We start from the raw sequence: 17,648 nt of genomic DNA on the forward strand, positions 1-17,648 counted from the left end.
GCTCCTCTCGGCGGCGACTTCCGCGCCGAGCGGCACCACGAAGCGCGCTCGGCACCGCCGTCAGCGTGCACGAAAGTTCTAGCGTGCGCGGTGGTTCAGCGTGCGCGGGCGATGCGGAGGTAGTCCTCGACCGTGAGCGACTCCCCACGCGCGGTGGGTTCGACCCCGGCACGCTCGAGCACCTCGCTCGCGGCAGCCGCCGAGCCTCCGAGGACACCCGACAGAGCCTGCCGCAGCATCTTGCGACGCTGACCGAAGGCCGCATCGATGATCTCGAACGTGGCGCGTCTCTCGTCCTCGGTTCCGCGCGGTTCATCGTCCCGGCGGAACGCCACCAGCAGGCTGTCGACGTTGGGCACCGGCCAGAACACCTGACGCGAGACGGTCCCCGCCAGGGCGAACGAGCCATACCAGGCGGCCTTCACGCTCGGTGACCCGTAGACCTTCGAGCCCGGCCCTGCGGCCAGCCGCTCCGCGACCTCGGCCTGCACCATGACCACACCGCGACGGATCGTGCCGAAGTTCTCCATGAAGTGCAGCAGCACCGGAACGGACACGTTGTAGGGCAGGTTCGCGACCAGAACGGTCGGATCCCCGGGAAGCTCGGTGATGCGCAGAGCGTCGGCGTCCAGGACCGTCAGCGCCCCCTCGGCAACCCCGCGCTCCTGCGCCGTCTGCGGCAGTCGCGCGGCCAGGCGGTGATCGATCTCCACCGCCGTCACGCTCGCCCCCGTCTCCAGGATCGCGAGGGTGAGGGAGCCGAGCCCGGGCCCGATCTCCACCACGCGCTCGCCGGCCTGCACCCGTGCGGCGGTGACGATCTTGCGCACGGTGTTGGCGTCGACGACGAAGTTCTGCCCCAGCTTCTTGGTCGGGGTGACGTCGAGTTCGGCGGCGAGGCGGCGGATCTCGGCGGCTCCGAGCAGGGACACGGTCATGGGTCCATTCTCCCGTACCCGCACTGCCTCGATGACACGAGCCGGCAATGTCGGACACCCTCCGTAGGATCGACGGGTGAGTTGGCTCGGAGAACGTATCGCCCCCGCGCGACTCGGTCGCGACTTCCGCTGGCTGATGACGGCTTCGTGGTCGAGCAATCTCGGTGACGGCATCATGTTGGCGGCGGGCCCGCTGCTGATCGCGTCCATGACCACCTCTCCCGTGCTCGTGGCGTCCGGGGCGATGCTGCAGTTCCTGCCCTGGCTGCTGTTCGGGCTGCATGCGGGCGCGATCGCCGACCGATTCAACCGTCGCCGCCTGGTCATTGGCGCCAACGCCGTGCGCGTCGTGCTCATCCTCGCGCTCGTGGTCTTCCTGTTCACCGGCACGGCCAACATCGGGATCGTGCTGGCCGCCGCCTTCCTCTACGGCTGCGCCGAGGTCTTCGCCGACACGACCAGCGGGACACTGCTGCCGATGTTCGTCCAGAAGAAGGACCTCGGTATCGCGAACTCGCGGCTGCAGGCCGGCTTCCTTGTCGCGAACCAGTTCGGCGGCCCTCCGCTGGGAGCATTCCTCTTCGCGATCGGCTCGTTCTGGCCGTTCCTGCTGCAAGCGCTCTGCGTTGCCCTCGCTGCCATCCTGGTGTCCCGCATCTCGCGTACGCCCATCCCACCGCGCGAGAGCGCCGAGCCCACCTCTGTGCACACCGACATCGCGGAGGGCGTGCGGTGGCTGTGGCGCAATCCTCCGGTCCGGATGCTCGTGATCATCATCCTGGTGTTCAACGTCACCTGGGCGGCGCCCTGGGGAGTGCTGGTGCTGTACGCGACCGAGCATCTCGGCATGGGTGAGGTGGGCTACGGCGCGCTGACCACCACGTCTGCGATCGGCGGGCTGCTGGCCACCACCCTGTTCGGCTGGCTGGAGCGCCATGTGTCCTTTGCCACCCTGATGCGCGTGTGTCTCGCGTTGGAGGTGGTGATGCATCTCGCGTTCGCGCTCACCACCTCAGGCGTGGTCGCGCTGGTGATCATGTTCGGATTCGGCCTGTACTCGTTCATCTGGGGCGCGATCTCCACCACCGTCCGTCAGCGGCTCGTCCCGCACGAGCTGCAGGGGCGCATCGGCGCCGTGAACATGGTGGGCGTCTTCGGCGGCATGATCATCGGCCAGGGCATCGGCGGTATCCTCGCGCAGACATGGGGCCTGACGGCACCGTGGTGGTTCGCTTTCGTGGGCGCGGCGATCACCCTCGTGTTCGTCTGGCGACCCATCTCGCAGATCACGGCGGCGCGACCCGCCGATGACACTCCTCAGTCGTCCGAAGATCCTTCTGACGACACCGCCTGATCGCCCCGACGGGGTTCCTCATCGCGCGCCTCCTGCCGCTTGAGCGCGCGCAGATGCAGCGTGTAGCGCTGCACGGAGGCGTCGAGGCTGCGTGCAGCGACACCCGACAGTGCGCCGCCGACACCGACGCGGGGCAAGAGCACCGCCACCAGCGGCAGCACCACGACGAGCAAGACGATGACGGCAACCGCCCACCCGTCGAAGTCCGAGCGATCCCCCAGCGCGATCGCGGCAACCACCGCCAGCAGCGGACAGATCACCGCCAGCAGCACCGCCCGCCCCGCGGGCGGGAACCATCCGCCCGCGCTCGGACGACGCACCTCGAGATACCGGTGAAACGTCAACAAGAGCGCGTACCCCGCCTGCAGCACGAGAATCGACACCGCGCGCAGCGCGATGCCCTCGGGCCGCGCATCGCCGTGGAAGACGACGAACGCCGCCGCCACGTCGATCAGCAGGACCACGCCGCTCCACACCAACAGACGCGGCCAGAGCGGGTGTGCCCGCGCCTCGCCGCGAAGGTCATCGCGCAGCGCGGTTTCGGCATCGATCACCCGCCGCACCTGCGACATCCGCATCCCGGTGTTGCCCACCACGAGATAGAGCGCGGACAGGGTGGCGAAGGCGGCGGTCAGCAGGAGCTGGACGATCGCGATCAGCAGGATGGGCCACGGATCGACACCGCTCAGCGCGACGAGCACGCCGAGTGCCGTGATGAGGACCCATCCGACCGCCAGGATCATCTGCACCACGGAGCGCAGTCGCAGGAGGATAGCGGTGCGCTCCGCAGAGTCGGTGGAAGCCAGAGCGGTGAACATGACGATGGTGACGAACACCGTGAAGGAGCCCACGGCCACCGGGATGTAGATGCGGGACGCATCCACCGCGTCAACCACAAGTTCCGACACCCGCTCGACGGGCACCACCTCGGCGATGACACGCAGGGTGAGCGGGCCGGATCCGGACTCGGCGATGGTCCCGAGAAGCAGCAGCATACCGACCACCGTCACCAGCACGGGCACCAGCGCGGAATTCAGCCACGCGCGCCGGGACTGATCCGCCCAGAGTGACCCGAACGCGTCGGACGCCATGCGGATGTCTGACGCGGAATCCACCCGTGATTCCTGTCGCATGTCCCCATTGTCGCCGTTTCCTCCTTCCCCCGGCAGATGCCCACCCGCCATACCGCGAGAAACCCAAGCAAGTCCGAGAAACCCTGCAACGCGGGGTTTCTCGGACTTGCTTGGGTGTTTCGGGGTCAGTCGGTGAAGGAGCCGTAGGCGCGGACGGTGTTCTCGGCGACCTGCGCGGCGAGAGCGTCCTCGGACAGGCCCAGCTCCGCGGCCATCGCGCGCAGCGTGATCGGGATCAGGTATGAGGCGTTGGGCCGGCCCCGATACGGAGTGGGCGTCAGGAACGGCGCATCGGTCTCCACGAGGATGCGCTCCAGCGGCGTCACGCGCAGAGCGTCACGGAGGTTCTGCGCGTTCTTGAACGTGATGTTCCCGGCGAACGAGAGGTAGTAGCCAGCTTCGGCGCATTCGCGCGCCATGTCCGCGTCGCCCGAGAAGCAGTGAAACACCGTGCGATCCGGTGCTCCGATGCGGGCGAGCGTGTCCAACACCTCGCGATGGGCGTCGCGATCGTGGATCTGCATGGCGATGTCGTGCTTCTTCGCCAGCTCGATGTGCGCCTCGAACGAGCGATACTGCGCCGGGCGTCCCTCGTCGTCGGTGCGGAAGAAGTCCAGTCCGGTCTCACCGATGGCGCGCACACGCGGCTGGGCGGCGAGCTCGTCGATCACCGCGATCGCCTCGTCGAGCTTGCCCGCCGCCTCATACAGCGGCGCGTCGTTCGGGTGGATCGCAACGGCGGCGAGCACCCGCGGATGCGTGGCGGCGGCGTGTGCGCACCAGCGCGAGGAATCGATGTCGCCACCCGCGTTGATCACGCCGGCCACGCCGACGGACGCCGCACGCTCCAGCTGCTCGTCGAGACTCAGCGGCTCATCCCCGTCGAGGATCTCCAGGTGTGCATGGTTGTCGTACACCGGAACGCGCAGCGGCTCCGGCGCCTCCGGGTAGCGGAGGTCGCGACCGTCGGCACGGCGCTGGGTGACGTAGGTGCTGATGCCGTCGCCTGTGCCGCCGTTTCCGGCCTTCGTCACGCCGTCTCCACGCGTGGGAACAGCGGAGCGAGACCGTTGACCGAAGTCCCCGGCTTCAGCACCCCCCACGTCCCGGCTTCGCGCAGCGGCTGGTCCTGCAGTCGGCCGAGCGAGTCGGCAGCGCCGAGGGCGATCCACAGCTTCTCGGTGGCCTTCGGCATCACCGGGCTCAACAGCACGTCGAGAGCACGAAGCCCCTCCGCCGCGGTGTACAGCACGGTGCCCAGGCGCTCGCGCTGCGCGTCGTCTTTCGCCAGCGACCACGGCTCGTTGTCGGTGATGTACTGGTTCAGCGCATCCACAATCGTCCAGATCGCGGCGATCGCCTCGTCCGTGCGGAAGCGCTCGATCGCCGCATCCGCGTTGCGAACGGCGTCCGCCACCACGTGCTGGATGTGCAGGTCGCCCTCAGCGTAGGTTCCGGGCGCGGGAACGATGCCCTCGAAGTAGCGCTCGATCATCGCGACCGTGCGCGACGCGAGGTTGCCGAAGCCGTTGGCGAGCTCGGCCTGATAGCGCGCGGCGAGGTCCTCCCAGGAGAACGACCCGTCCTGGCCGAAGGCGATGGCCGAGAGGAAATAGAAGCGGTACGCGTCGGAGCCGAACACATCGGTGATCTCGGTGGGCGCGATTCCGGTGAGCTTGGACTTGGACATCTTCTCGCCACCCACCAGCAGCCAGCCGTGCGCGAAGACGCCCTTCGGCACATCGAGCCCTGCGGCCATCAGCATCGCCGGCCAGATGACGGCATGGAAGCGGAGGATGTCCTTGCCCACCACGTGGTAGCCGGGCCAGCGACGGTCGAACTCGCCGTCGTCGTCGCCGAAGCCGATCGCGGTGGCGTAGTTGAGCAGCGCATCGACCCACACGTAGATGACGTGCGACTCGTCCCACGGCAGCGGAATGCCCCAGTCGAACGCGGAACGCGAGATGGAGAGGTCCTTGAGACCCGACCGCACGAAGGACACGACCTCGTTGCGCGCAGACTCCGGACGGATGAAATCGGGGCGCTCCTTGTAGAGCTCCAGCAGCTTGTCCTGGAACTCGCTGAGCTTGAAGAAGTAGTTCTTCTCCTGCAGCAGCTCCAGCGGCTTGGAGTGGATGGCGCAGACCTTGAGGCCCTCGAACGGACCGGTGCCATCGACGATCTCCGACTCCGGCTTGAACTCCTCACAGCCGACGCAATACAGCGCCTCGTACTCGCCCGCGTAAATGTAGCCGCGGTCGTAGATGGCCTGCACGAACTTCTTGACGCGCTCCTCATGCCGCTCCTGCGTGGTGCGGATGAAGTCGTCGTTGGCGATGTCGAGCGTGTCGAGCTGGGGGAACCAGGCCTCGGTCACGAGCTTGTCGACCCACTCCTGCGGGGTCACGCCGTTGGCCGCCGCGGCGCGCAGCATCTTCTGGCCGTGCTCGTCGGTTCCGGTGAGCATCCAGGTGTCATCTCCCGCCTGGCGGTGCCAGCGCGCAAGCGTGTCGACCGCCACGGTCGTGTACCCGTGCCCGATGTGGGGCACATCGCTGGGGTAGTAGATCGGGGTGGTGATGTAGAAGGAATCGCCGGTGCTCACCCCTCGATTCTAGGCGGTGGCCCGCGGGGCTCCCGTCGTATGACGTCCGGCGCTCAGCTGCGCGCCGCGAGAGCGGCCTGGTACAGCTCACGAGACGAATGGCCGGTGAGCCCGGCCACCTCGGCGCACGCGTCCTTGAGCCGGATTCCCGCGGCGGCCAGGGTCTGCACCTGCGAGACGGCATCGGCGAACGGCACGTCCGCGGCGGCAGCGCCTTCGATGACGACGGCGATCTCCCCGCGCACTCCCTCGGACGCCCACGCGGCCAATTCGGCAGCCGTGCCACGGCGCACCTCTTCGTGCAGCTTCGTCAGCTCTCGGGCGACCACCACTCGACGGGAGTCGCCCAGTTCCGTCGCAACATCTGCGAGCGAGGCGGCGAGGCGCTGCGGTGACTCGAAGAACACCATGGTGCGGGTCTCCCGGGCGAGCCGGCGAAGGGTCGAGCGCCGCTCCCCCTGCTTGCGCGGAAGAAAGCCCTCGAAACTGAACCGATCCGTCGGCAATCCGGAGACGGCGAGAGCCGTGATGACAGCGCTCGGTCCGGGAATCGCGGTGACCGTGACGCCCGCGGCAGCGGCGGCCGCCACCAGCCCGTATCCCGGATCGCTCACGGTCGGCATTCCCGCATCGGAGAGCACGAGCAGATCCGTGGTGCGCGCCAGAGCGACGAGCTCGGCGGCCTTCGCCTTCTCGTTGTGGTCGTGCAGGGCCAGCAGCCGAGGCCGATTCGTGATGCCCAGCGCGGACAGCAGACGGATGGTGGTGCGGGTGTCCTCCGCGGCGATCACCTCGGCGTTCTCCAGCGCCTGGACCAGTCGCGTCGAGGCGTCGGAGAGATTGCCGATGGGCGTGGCCGCGAGGATGATCACGGTTCCAGCTTAGGCTGGACGCCGTGAGCGAACCCCGTGACCGCGATGAGCTGCTGCCTGCGGCCGCCGAGAGTGCCGCGCCCGTGACCCCGGACACCGATTCGGCCGCGACGGATGACGCGAAGAACACCGGCCAGACGGCTCTCCTCGCCGATGACGAACGACCGGCGGCCGCTCCCGGCGAGCGCCCCGAGTACGCCCCGCGCGGACTCCGCCAGGTGTTCTCCGGATGGTGGGCGCGCCGTGCCGATACCCCGGTTCTGCGCGACATCCCCGATCGCTGGCACGGCGCCGTGGAGTGGGTGGTGCCGGGACTCTTGATGCTGGTCGCGGCCCTCATCCGTTTCACGGGGCTGGAGAACCCGCACCAGCTGGTGTTCGACGAGACGTACTACGTCAAAGACGCGTGGTCGCTCTCCCACCTCGGCTACGAGGCGAACTGGCCCGAGGGCGCGAACGAGAAGTTCGCGGCCGGCGAGACCGACATCTTCGAGACCAGCGGCGCTCGTGTGGTCCACCCGCCCCTCGGCAAGTGGCTGATCGCCGCCGGGATGTGGATGTTCGGTGGCGGCTCCAGCTTCGGCTGGCGCTTCTCCACCGCCCTGTTCGGCGTGCTCACGGTGCTCGTCGTCTACCTGATCATGCGCCGGATGACCCGCTCGGTGGCGTGGGCGGCGATCGCGGCCGGCTTCGTCGCCATCGACGGTATCGCGATCGTGATGAGCCGCGTGTCTCTCCTGGACGGCATCCTCACCTTCTTCGTGCTGTTGGGCGTGTACTTCGTGCTGCTGGATCATCGCCCCACGATGGCGCGCATCGCTCGGTCGACGGATTCCTTCACCGGCCCCACGATGTGGAATCGACCCTGGCTGATCGCCGCCGGTATCGCCTTCGGCGCCGCCGGAGCGGTCAAGTGGAGCGGCTTCTACGCGCTCGCCGGCTTCGGCATCTACCTCGTGGTGGCCGATGCGTTCGCGCGTCGCCGTGCCGGGGTGAAGATGTGGGGCTCCGCGGCGATCGGTCGGCAGGCCCCCGCGACGTTCGTGCTGCTCGTGCCGGTCGCGTTCGTCGTGTACCTTGCGTCGTGGACCGGCTGGCTGACCACCACGGGCGGCTACATGCGCGACTCGGACCCGAACCCGTTTGTGGCGCTGTTCAAGTACCACATGGACTCGTACTCCTTCCATGTGGGGCTGAGCACGCCGCACAGCTACATGAGCCCCGCATGGCAGTGGCCGTTCCTCGTGCGCCCCACGTCGATGTTCTGGGATTCCACCAGTTGCGATCCGGACAAGACCAACCCGTGTGCCGCGGCCATCACCGCCATCCCGAACCCGGCACTCTGGTGGATCGGTGTGATCGCGATCCTCGTGCTCCTCTACGGTCTGATCCGCTTCCGCGACTGGCGCTACGCCATCGTGATGGTCGGCTTCGCCACCTCGTACCTGCCCTGGCTCGCCGTTCCCGAGCGCACGATCTTCCAGTTCTACACGGTGATCATGGAGCCGTTCATGATGATGGCGATCGCGCTGGTGCTGCAGCGGCTGAGCGAATCCGGGCCGCCAGATGAACGTCGTGCCTGGCGCATCGTCACGGGTGTGATCATCGCGCTGGCGGTGGCACTGTCGGTGTTCTTCCTGCCGCTGTGGACCGGGATGGCGACGTCGCGCGACTACTGGCAGCTGCACATGTGGCTGCCCACCTGGATCTGATCAGGCCAGATCAGCGGGATCGGTGATGGGGAGTCGGCAGACGAACTCCTCGCACACGTAGGCCGCGGGGCCGCTGCGTCCCGCGAACAGCGAGAATCCCGCTGCGGCGAAGGACTCCGCCTGCTCCGGGGTCACGCACACGACGAGATCCGCTCGCAGCTCGCGCGCCCGTCGGCTGAGCGGCCCGGCGTCGGGTTCGACGACGACGACCTGCCGCGAAGGACGGGAGAGATCGGCGGCGATTCGCAGCAGCGCTCCGTGCGCGAGAGGTGCGGAAGCAGCGGCAACGAGATGCGGGCGCACCAGATCCTCCGCCGCGGCTCGGTGCTCCTCTCCCGCGCCGAGAATCCAGGCGAGGAGGTGGGCATCGGCGAGCGCGGCAAGCGTGGAGGGCTCGTCACCGTCGGAGACATCGCCCGGCGTGGGGATGCCGAGCGCTCCCAGCACCGGATCACCCGACAGCGTCGGCGCTTCCGCCAGCAGCTCCCGCGCACGGACCGCCCAGTGGCTTTCCCCCGTCGCGATCGCGAGCCGGAACAGGCCCCCGGCGAGCTGGGCGAGATCGGCGACGCCGGCAGCCGCACGGCCGCGGACCTCGTTGACCGAGGCGCGCACCCAGACGCCATCGGCGCCGTTGGTCTCGAGCACGGCCAGGGCCGCGCGTTCCGCGGCCGAGATGAGTTCGGGATCGTCGAGGCGCGCGCCCGCGTCGGAGAGGGCGCCGATGGCCAGGCCGTTCCAGCCGGTGATGACCTTGCCGTCGATCGCGGGCCGTTCCAGATCCGCGCGCTTCGCCGCCGCACACGTGTAGTAGCCGCCGGCCGACGGCTCGCCGTCGACGAGGGATTCGGCGTCCTGAGCCGCACCGAATCCCCCAGCGGGCTGCTGCAGCACGTCCAGCAGGAAGCGGCCGAGGTGCGCCGCGAGCCCTGCATGCCGTGCGGCCGTCGCCACCTGCAGCAGCTGCGCGTTGTCGGTGAGCATGCGCTCGTAGTGCGGTTCGGTCCAATCGCGACGGGTGGCATAGCGGAAGACGCCACCATCGACCGGGTCGAACAGTGGCGAGCGCTCGATCGCGTTCAGCGCCCGGTGCAGACTCTCCGCTGCGGCGACCGGCAGACCCGGGGACTGCAGGAAACGCAGTGCCGTCGGCAGCGGGAATTTGGCACCGGTACCGAAGCCGCCGTACGTCTCGTCTTCGCCAGCGCGAAGGCGATTCAGCGCGGTGCGCAGGGCCTCCGCCGTCTCCGCGTGCTCGCCGGCGGTGGGGATCGCGGCGGCCGCGAGCGCGGTGCGGATCGAGCGACCGACCGACTCGGCCTGGTCGCGCCGCTGCGTCCACGCTTCGGTGACCGCGCCCAGCACGGTGCGAAAGTCGGGGCGTCCCGCGACGGGGATCGGGGGCCAGTACGTGCCGGCATAGAGCGGAAGGCCGTCGGGGGTGACGAACACGTTGAGCGGCCAGCCCAGATCACGGGTGAACGCGGCGGCCGCTGCGAGGAAGGCCGCGTCGACCTCCGGATGCTCCTCGCGGTCGACCTTCACCGCCACGAAACCCGCGTTGAGGATCGTCGCCGTCTCCGGATCCGCGAACGACTCCCGCGCCATCACATGACACCAGTGGCAGGTGGAGTAGCCGATCGAGACGAGCACGGGGACGTCCCGGTCTCGCGCGTGCGCGAATGCCGCCTCGCCCCACGGGAACCACTCGACCGGGTGGTCGGCGTGGGTGCGCAGGTAGGGGCTGATCGCGTCGGCGAGCCGGGACGCCACGGGCGTCAGTTGACGTCGTCGGGGTGCGAGGCCACGCGGCCGGCCGCTCCCTCATCCAGTGCGGTGATGGCCGCGACTTCGGCGTCGCTCAGCGTGAAGTCGAACACGTCGAGGTTCTCGCGGAGGCGCTCGGTGCGCACCGACTTGGGGAACACGATGCGCCCCTCCTGCAGGTGCCAGCGCAGCACCACCTGGGCTGCGGACTTGCCGTGCGCTGTCGCGGCATCGCCGATCGCGGCGAAGTCCTGCAGGTCGTACTTGCCCTGGCCCAGCGGACCCCAGGCCTCGATCTTCACGTCGTGCTGCACGGCCCACTCGGCGATCCCGCGCTGCTGGTACCGCGGGTGCAGCTCGATCTGGTTGACGGCCGGGACCACGCCGACTTCGGCGACCGAGCGCTCCAGGTGCGCAACGAGAAAGTTGGAGACACCGGCGCTGCGTGTGAGGCCGGCATCGCGGATCTCGACGACCTTCTGCCAGGCGTGCACGTAGTTGTCCTTCGCGGGCGTCGGCCAGTGCACCAGGTACAGGTCGACGAAGTCCAGCCGGAGCTTGGTGAGACTCTCCTCGATGGCCCGGTTCGGCTCATCACCGTCGTGGCGGTCGTTCCACAGCTTCGTGGTGACGTACAGCTCGTCGCGCGCAATGCCGGACGCGGCGATCGCGGCACCCACGCCCTCCTCGTTGCCGTAGATGGCCGCCGTGTCGATGTGGCGGTAGCCGATCTCCAGCGCCTCGCTCACCGCCCGCTCTGTGTCAGCCGGCGGCACCTTGAAGACGCCGTAGCCGAGCTGGGGAATCGTGTTGCCGTCATTGAGGGTGAGGGTGGGAATGCTCATCGTCCTATGCAACCACCGTTTCCGCTCTGACGTACCGGCTTCGTCGCATCCGGTCATGCTCCGAGTGTCGAGTCAGGGATGGGTCTGGATCTCGATGTTCATGCGGGCCGCAGCGAGCGCGTCGGGCGCCGCGCCCTTCTCACGCGCGCATCTCCTCGTTTCGCGCCCGCGCGGCGGATACCGCGCGTGCGTGAGAGACTGGAGGGCTATGTCTGCGCCCGTCATCGTGTATCCCCCGGAGCTGCCGGTCAGTGCGGCGCGCGACGAGATCGCGAGCGCGATCCGCGACCACCAGGTGGTCATCGTCGCCGGTGCCACGGGGTCCGGAAAGACCACCCAGCTGCCGAAGATCGCCTACGAGCTGGGCCAGCGCCGCATCGCGCACACGCAGCCACGACGCCTCGCCGCGCGGACCATCGCCGAGCGCATCGCCGAGGAGATGCAGGTGCAGCTGGGCACGGTGGTCGGCTACAAGGTGCGATTCACGGATCAGGTGTCGGACGACACCGCGATCGCCCTGATGACCGACGGCATCCTGCTCAACGAGATCCATCGCGACCGGCTGCTGCGCCGCTACGACACGATCATCCTCGACGAGGCTCACGAGCGCTCCCTCAACATCGACTTCCTCATGGGCTACCTCGTGCGGATCCTCCCGGAGCGGCCCGACCTCAAGGTCATCATCACCTCGGCGACCATCGATCCCGAGAGCTTTGCCAAGCACTTCGGTCGACCCGACTCCCCCGCCCCCGTCATCGAGGTGTCCGGACGCACCTATCCGGTCGAGGTCCGCTATCGCGCTCCGGAGCAGGACGAGGACGACGACGAGAGTGGCGACGACATCGACGCGATCGTCGCGGCGCTGAAGGAGCTCGATCGTGAGGCCCCTGGCGACGTCCTCGTGTTCCTTCCCGGCGAGGCGGAGATCCGTGACGCCGCCGACGCCGTGCGCGGCGCATTCCGCAGCACGACAGCCCCCGTCGAGGTGCTGCCGCTGTTCGGTCGGCTGTCGTCCACCGATCAGCACCGGGTGTTCGAGCCCTCCCGCGTGGCCGGTGTGCGTCGGCGCGTGATCCTCGCCACGAACGTCGCAGAGACCTCCCTCACGGTCCCCGGCATCAAGTACGTCATCGACACCGGTACCGCCCGCATCTCGCGATACTCGACGCGCTCGAAGGTGCAGCGGCTGCCGATCGAGGCGGTATCGCAGGCGTCGGCGCAACAGCGCTCCGGACGCGCGGGCCGCACCAGCGACGGCATCGCGATCCGCCTCTACGCCGAAGACGACTTCGAGCGTCGCCCGGAGTTCACCGATCCGGAAATCCTCCGCACCAACCTCGCCTCGGTCGTGCTGCAGATGCTGTCGCTCGGCTTCGGCGACATCGCCGCGTTCCCCTTCCTCACCCCGCCCGATTCGCGCAACATCAAGGCCGCGATCGACCTGCTGACCGAGCTGGGTGCGGTGCGCGAGGGTCGCGACGGGCCGGAGCTCACGCGTATCGGTCGTGATCTGTCGCGTCTGCCGATCGAGCCGCGCTTCGCCCGCATGCTGCTGGAGGGGGCGCGTACCGGCGTGCTCGACGACCTGCTCGCCATCGTCGGCGGACTGTCCATCCAGGACGTCCGCGAGCGCCCGGAGGAGAAGCGGGAGCAGGCCGATGCGAAGCACGCACGCTTCACCGACCCGACCAGCGACTTCCTCACGCTGCTGAACCTCTGGAACCACCTCAACGAACAGCGCGATGCGCTGGGGTCGTCGGCGTTTCGCCGCCTCTGCCGCGACGAGTTCCTCAACTACGTCCGCGTGCGCGAGTGGTTCGACGTGCATCGTCAGCTCAGCAGTCTCACCCGTGACGTGGCACGCCGCGAGCGCGATCGTCCCGCCGAACGTGGAGCGTCCGGCCGGGGCGCGCCAAGTCGTCGCGATTCCCGACCCTCCGATGCGGCGCCGCGGGAGGGAAGCCGCATCCCTGGTGCGCAGGCCGACGCGATCCATCAGGCGATCCTGTCCGGTCTCCTGAGCCAGATCGGCGTGCTCGATGAACGATCGACACCGAAGCAGGTCGCGGGCCAACGTCCCGAGAAGGGGCGGAAAATCACCCAGTACCGCGGCGCTCGCGGCATCATGTTCTCGATCTTCCCCGGTTCGGGGCTGCGCAAGCGCTCACCGCAAGCGGTGATGGCGGCGGAGCTTGTGGAGACCTCGCGGCTCTTCGCCCGAACGGTCGCCGCGATCGATCCGGCGTGGGCGGAGGCGCTGGCCGGCGACCTGGCGAATCGCTCCGTGAGCGAGCCGCACTGGTCCAAGCAGTCGGGCGCGGCGATGGCGTATGAGAAGGTCACGCTGTACGGCGTGGAGATCATCCCGCGCCGACGCGTGCAGTTCGCGCGCGTGGATCGTGCGGCCGCGCGCGAGATGTTCGTGCGGCACGCGCTGGTGGAGGGCGAGTGGGATCCGACCCGGCTCCCCCAGAACCTCACGCAGTTCCTGCGGCAGAACCACGAGCTGCGTCGCCGGCTGGAGAAGCAGGAGGAGCGCGAGCGTCGCCGCGACATCCTGGTCGGCGATGAGGCCGTCTTCGACTTCTATCAGGCTCGCGTTTCGGCCGAGGTGTTCGATGTCCGATCCTTCGAGGCGTGGTGGCGCGAGAGCATCGCCCGCACCCCGAAGCTGCTCACCATGCGCGAGGACGATCTGGTCGATCGCGCGCGCCGCTCCGACGCGAACGACTTCCCATCCCGGTGGACGCAGGGCGATCAGACGCTGAATCTCGCCTACCGGTTCGAGCCGGGGGCCGCCGATGACGGTGTCTCCGTCGTGGTCCCACTGCCGCTGCTCGCCGGGCTCCGACCCGACGGCTTCGACTGGCAGGTGCCCGGGATGCGAGACGAGCTGATCACGGCGATGCTCCGCGCGCTTCCCAAGGCGATCCGTCGCAACGTCGTGCCCGCCGCCGACTGGGCCGAGAAGTTCTCAGCCGAGCTGGCCGGCACCGGGCCCGAGGACACCGACGGCCTTCCCGCATCCAGCCTCGCGGCTGCGCTCGCCCGTCGCATCCAGCCCATCGCCAATCAGCCGGTATCCGCCGACGCGTTCGAACTGGAGCGCGTGCCACCGCATCTCACGGTGTCATTCCGTGCCGTGGACGCGCGCGGACGCGCGATCGACTCCGATCGTGACCTCACCGCTCTGCAGTCCCGCCTCGCCGATCGCGCACGCGACTCGGTGGCATCCTCGCTGCAGCGGACGCCGTCGTCCTCCCCCGACCAGGTCGCCGCGGCCCCGCAGCGCACCATCGAGCGCGCCGGCATCACCAACTGGGATTTCGATGATCTGCCCGTCCAGGTGGACACGAAGGTCGCCGGCGGTGTCGTGCGCGGCTACCCGGCGCTGTCCGACGACGGAGATTCCGTGTCGATCCGCGTGCTGACCGACACAGTGGAGGCCGAGCGGATGACCCGCGCCGGCGTTCGCCGATTGGTGCTGCTGCACGTGCCCTCCCCCGTCTCATACGTGCAGGAGCACCTGACGTCGAAGGAGAAGCTGTCACTCGCAGCTTCGCCATACTCCGGTGTCCGTGCGCTCATCGAGGACGCACGAGTCGCGGTCGCGGACGAGGTGATCGCCACCACCGTGGCCGGGGTCGTGCGAACGCGCGCCGATTTCGAACGCGCGCGGGACGCCGTCTCCGCGGCCGTCATCGATCGCACGTTCCAGACGGTGAGCCTGATCTCTCGGATCCTGGATCTGCACCGCGAGGCCGGCAAGCTCCTCAAGGGCACAACCAGCATGGCCCTGCTCGGTGCGCTCGGCGACATCCGGGCACAGCTGGATGCGCTCGTGCGCCCCGGTTTCGTCTCCGCGACCGGACTCACGCGCCTCGCCCACCTGCCGCGATATCTGGAGGCCGCGAAGATCCGCCTCCAGCAGCTCAGCGAGAACGCCGGCCGAGACCGCGCGTGGCTGACGGAGTTCGAACGCGCCCGCGCGCTGTACGAAGAAGCCGGCGGCACCCTCCCGGAGACGCCGGGCATGTCCGCATCCCTCGTCCACGCGCGCTGGCTGCTGGAGGAGCTGCGGGTCTCACTGTTCGCCCAGCGCCTCGGTACCGCCGAGGCAGTGTCGGTGCAGCGGGTGGCTAAGGCCCTGCGCGAGCGCGCCTGAATCGGACGTACCTCACTCGTGCGCGTGCGTCCGCGCGGATAACATCCCGCCCTGACCAGCACCTTCAGAGGATCGGCGTACCGTGGAATGCGGCCATCAGCCGCGAAGGGGAACGTATGAACGTCGACCAGCACTCCAACACGCCGCAACCCGGTGAGCCCGGGGGCGAGACACCGCATCCCACCGCGGCGCTTCCCACCACACCGCTGCGGCGCCGCGACGCACGCGACGCCGCGAAGCGCATCTTCCGCGAGGTGAACACCCCCTACGGCGTGCATCCCGCGTTGATCCCCGGGATCGGAGTCGACGATACCGGTCGCAAGTTCAGCACCAACTGGTGGGTGTTCGTCATCACCGCGGCCTTCACGGCCGGCTTCATCACGTGGGGTCTCGTGGATACCGAGGGCATGGGGCGATTCGCCACCACCGCACTCGATACCGTGTCCACGAACTTCGGCTGGCTGTTCTCGCTGCTCACCCTCGTGGTGTTCGTGTTCATGCTGGTGGTCTCGCTGAGCACGCGCGGTCGGATCCCGCTGGGCGCGGACGGCGAGAAGCCGGAGTTCTCCACCATCTCCTGGATCACCATGCTGTTCGCAGCGGGCATGGGCATCGGTCTGCTGTTCTACGGTCCTTACGAACCACTGGTCTACTTCCTCGATCCGCCGACCGGCTTCCATGTCGACGGCGGCACCCGCGAGGCCATGCTCAGCGCGATGGCGCAGACCATGTTCCACTGGGGCCCGCTGGCGTGGAGCTACTACGCCCTCGTCGGCGGCGCGATCGCCTATGTCGCCTACCGCCGGGCCCGGTCCCCTCTCATCTCCTCGATCTTCGATCCGATCTTCAGCGAGCGCACGAAGGGGCCGATCGGCGCGATCATCGACATGCTGGCGATCATCGTCACGCTGTTCGGAACAGCGGTCTCCCTCGGCATCGGCGCGCTTCAGATCGCGCGCGGCATCGAGATCATCGGCGGCATCGGCCCCGTCGGCAACGGCGTGATCATCGGGATCATCGCCGTGCTGACCTGCGGGTTCATCCTGTCGGCGGTCTCCGGAGTGAAGCGCGGCATCCGCATCCTGTCGAACATCAACATGCTCATGGTGACGGTGCTCGCCGTGTTCGTGTTCGTGGTGGGCCCCGCGCTGTTCCTCCTGAACTTCATCCCCACTGCCGGCGTCGCCTTCCTGACGGACCTGGGCACCATGTTGCAGCGATCGGGGGCCGAGGGGGCCGACACCGCCGAATTCATGAAGACATGGACCACCTACTACTGGGCGTGGTGGGTGTCGTGGACCCCCTTCGTCGGCATGTTCATCGCGAAGATCTCGCGCGGACGCACCATCCGCCAGTTCACCCTGGTTGTCATGATCGTGCCGTCCCTGGTGTGCCTGATCTGGTTCGGCGTATTCGGCGGCACCGCCATGCGGATGCAGGAATCGGGTCAGGACGTTGCCGGTGCCGGTGACGCCCAGGACATCCTCTTCAACGTGCTGGGCCAGCTGCCGCTGTCCACCGTCACTGCGGTCGTCGCGATGATCGCTGTTGTGATCTTCTTCATCACCAGCGCCGACTCGGCATCGATCGTGATGGGTCAGATGAGCCAGCGCGGAAATCCCACCCCGGCCCGCTGGGTGACGATCACCTGGGGCATCGCGCTCTCGGCGATCGCCACCACGCTACTGCTCGCGGGAGGCAGGGACGCGCTGACCGCGCTGCAGTCCCTCGTCACCGTGTCGGCGCTGCCGTTCGCGATCATCGTGATCGGCATCATGTTCGCGTGGTGGAAGGAGCTGTCGACCGATCCGCTCATCCTGCGCGCCCGTTTCGCAAAGGTGGCCATCGCCCAGGGCGTGCGTCGCGGCATCGAAGAGCACGGCGACGACTTCGTGTTCGAGTCCTGGCCCACGGCGCCCGACGAGGGTGCAGGAGCCTGGCTCGACAGCACCGCACCGGCGCTCACCGAGTGGTACGAGGAGGCGAAGACCGGGGCGATCGATGTGATCCTGCAGCAGGTGGAGGAGGCGGCGGCCGCCGAGGAGACCGCGGCTGCTGCGCTCGCGGAGGCCACGGCGGATGGGGCGGGGGCGACCCCTGCTGCCGTCGGCGATGCGCTCACGGAGGCAGAGGGCGCGCGGGCTTCAAATTCAGACGCCGCGAACCGTGACGCTGTCGATCAAGGCACGGCCGACGGCGCACAGCGTTCGGAGGGCGAAGAACCGCGTCCTCCACAGCACCCCGACACCTGATCTCC

At 68.5% G+C, this 17,648-nt stretch carries 11 protein-coding genes; 4 read left to right on the forward strand and 7 right to left on the reverse strand.

Annotated elements, in window-relative coordinates; genetic code table 11:
- Nucleotides 1-95 precede the first annotated feature (95 nt).
- The gene (gene rsmA, locus ACI3KU_RS05630) at nucleotides 96-938 is read right to left on the reverse strand and encodes a 16S rRNA (adenine(1518)-N(6)/adenine(1519)-N(6))-dimethyltransferase RsmA (RefSeq protein ID WP_404921313.1); all 843 of its coding nucleotides are present in this window, start codon (nucleotides 936-938) and stop codon (nucleotides 96-98) included.
- Between the two features lie 76 nt (nucleotides 939-1,014).
- Here rsmA and ACI3KU_RS05635 point away from each other — a divergent pair, with 76 nt between their 5' ends.
- Entirely contained in the window at nucleotides 1,015-2,292 is a 1,278-nt protein-coding gene (locus ACI3KU_RS05635; protein ID WP_404921314.1) for an MFS transporter, read from the forward strand.
- Here ACI3KU_RS05635 and ACI3KU_RS05640 read toward each other — a convergent pair.
- The 4 genes from ACI3KU_RS05640 to rsmI form a co-directional block, all read right to left on the reverse strand.
- Nucleotides 2,256-3,425 carry a hypothetical protein gene (locus ACI3KU_RS05640; RefSeq protein ID WP_404921315.1) on the reverse strand — a complete coding sequence of 390 codons (1,170 nt, stop codon included), beginning with the start codon at nucleotides 3,423-3,425 and terminating at the stop codon, nucleotides 2,256-2,258. The two genes, ACI3KU_RS05635 and ACI3KU_RS05640, sit on opposite strands and share 37 nt — an antisense overlap.
- Before the next feature lie 125 nt (nucleotides 3,426-3,550).
- Nucleotides 3,551-4,459, reverse strand: a complete 909-nt coding sequence (locus ACI3KU_RS05645; protein WP_404921316.1) for a TatD family hydrolase — start codon at nucleotides 4,457-4,459, stop codon at nucleotides 3,551-3,553.
- Complete coding sequence (gene metG / locus ACI3KU_RS05650; RefSeq protein ID WP_404921317.1) at nucleotides 4,456-6,030, reverse strand: methionine--tRNA ligase; 1,575 nt, start codon at nucleotides 6,028-6,030, stop codon at nucleotides 4,456-4,458. The genes ACI3KU_RS05645 and metG overlap by 4 nt, the downstream gene beginning before the upstream one ends.
- Before the next feature lie 53 nt (nucleotides 6,031-6,083).
- On the reverse strand, nucleotides 6,084-6,902 hold the full coding sequence (gene rsmI / locus ACI3KU_RS05655; RefSeq protein ID WP_404921318.1) for a 16S rRNA (cytidine(1402)-2'-O)-methyltransferase: 819 nt from the start codon (nucleotides 6,900-6,902) through the stop codon (nucleotides 6,084-6,086).
- A gap of 23 nt (nucleotides 6,903-6,925) precedes the next feature.
- On the opposite strand from rsmI, the gene ACI3KU_RS05660 reads away from it, so the two are divergent.
- Nucleotides 6,926-8,614 carry a dolichyl-phosphate-mannose--protein mannosyltransferase gene (locus ACI3KU_RS05660; RefSeq protein WP_404921319.1) on the forward strand — a complete coding sequence of 563 codons (1,689 nt, stop codon included), beginning with the start codon at nucleotides 6,926-6,928 and terminating at the stop codon, nucleotides 8,612-8,614.
- On the opposite strand, the gene ACI3KU_RS05665 is transcribed toward ACI3KU_RS05660, so the two are convergent.
- Together ACI3KU_RS05665 and ACI3KU_RS05670 are read right to left on the reverse strand one after the other, a co-directional pair.
- The gene (locus ACI3KU_RS05665) at nucleotides 8,615-10,387 is read right to left on the reverse strand and encodes a thioredoxin domain-containing protein (protein ID WP_404921320.1); all 1,773 of its coding nucleotides are present in this window, start codon (nucleotides 10,385-10,387) and stop codon (nucleotides 8,615-8,617) included.
- Nucleotides 10,388-10,392: 5 nt separating this feature from the next.
- Nucleotides 10,393-11,226 (reverse strand): aldo/keto reductase, encoded by an 834-nt coding sequence (locus ACI3KU_RS05670; RefSeq protein ID WP_404921321.1) that lies wholly within the window; start codon nucleotides 11,224-11,226, stop codon nucleotides 10,393-10,395.
- Between the two features lie 208 nt (nucleotides 11,227-11,434).
- On the opposite strand from ACI3KU_RS05670, the gene hrpA reads away from it, so the two are divergent.
- Both hrpA and ACI3KU_RS05680 read left to right on the forward strand, forming a co-directional pair.
- Nucleotides 11,435-15,391: an ATP-dependent RNA helicase HrpA gene (hrpA, locus tag ACI3KU_RS05675; RefSeq protein ID WP_404921322.1), complete on the forward strand. Its 3,957-nt coding sequence runs from the start codon at nucleotides 11,435-11,437 to the stop codon at nucleotides 15,389-15,391.
- 116 nt (nucleotides 15,392-15,507) lie between these two features.
- Nucleotides 15,508-17,643 carry a BCCT family transporter gene (locus ACI3KU_RS05680; protein WP_404921323.1) on the forward strand — a complete coding sequence of 712 codons (2,136 nt, stop codon included), beginning with the start codon at nucleotides 15,508-15,510 and terminating at the stop codon, nucleotides 17,641-17,643.
- Nucleotides 17,644-17,648 lie beyond the last annotated feature (5 nt).

This window comes from Microbacterium sp. ZW T5_56 (assembly GCF_044987425.1).
In the GTDB taxonomy this organism is placed as follows: Bacteria; Actinomycetota; Actinomycetes; order Actinomycetales; family Microbacteriaceae; genus Microbacterium.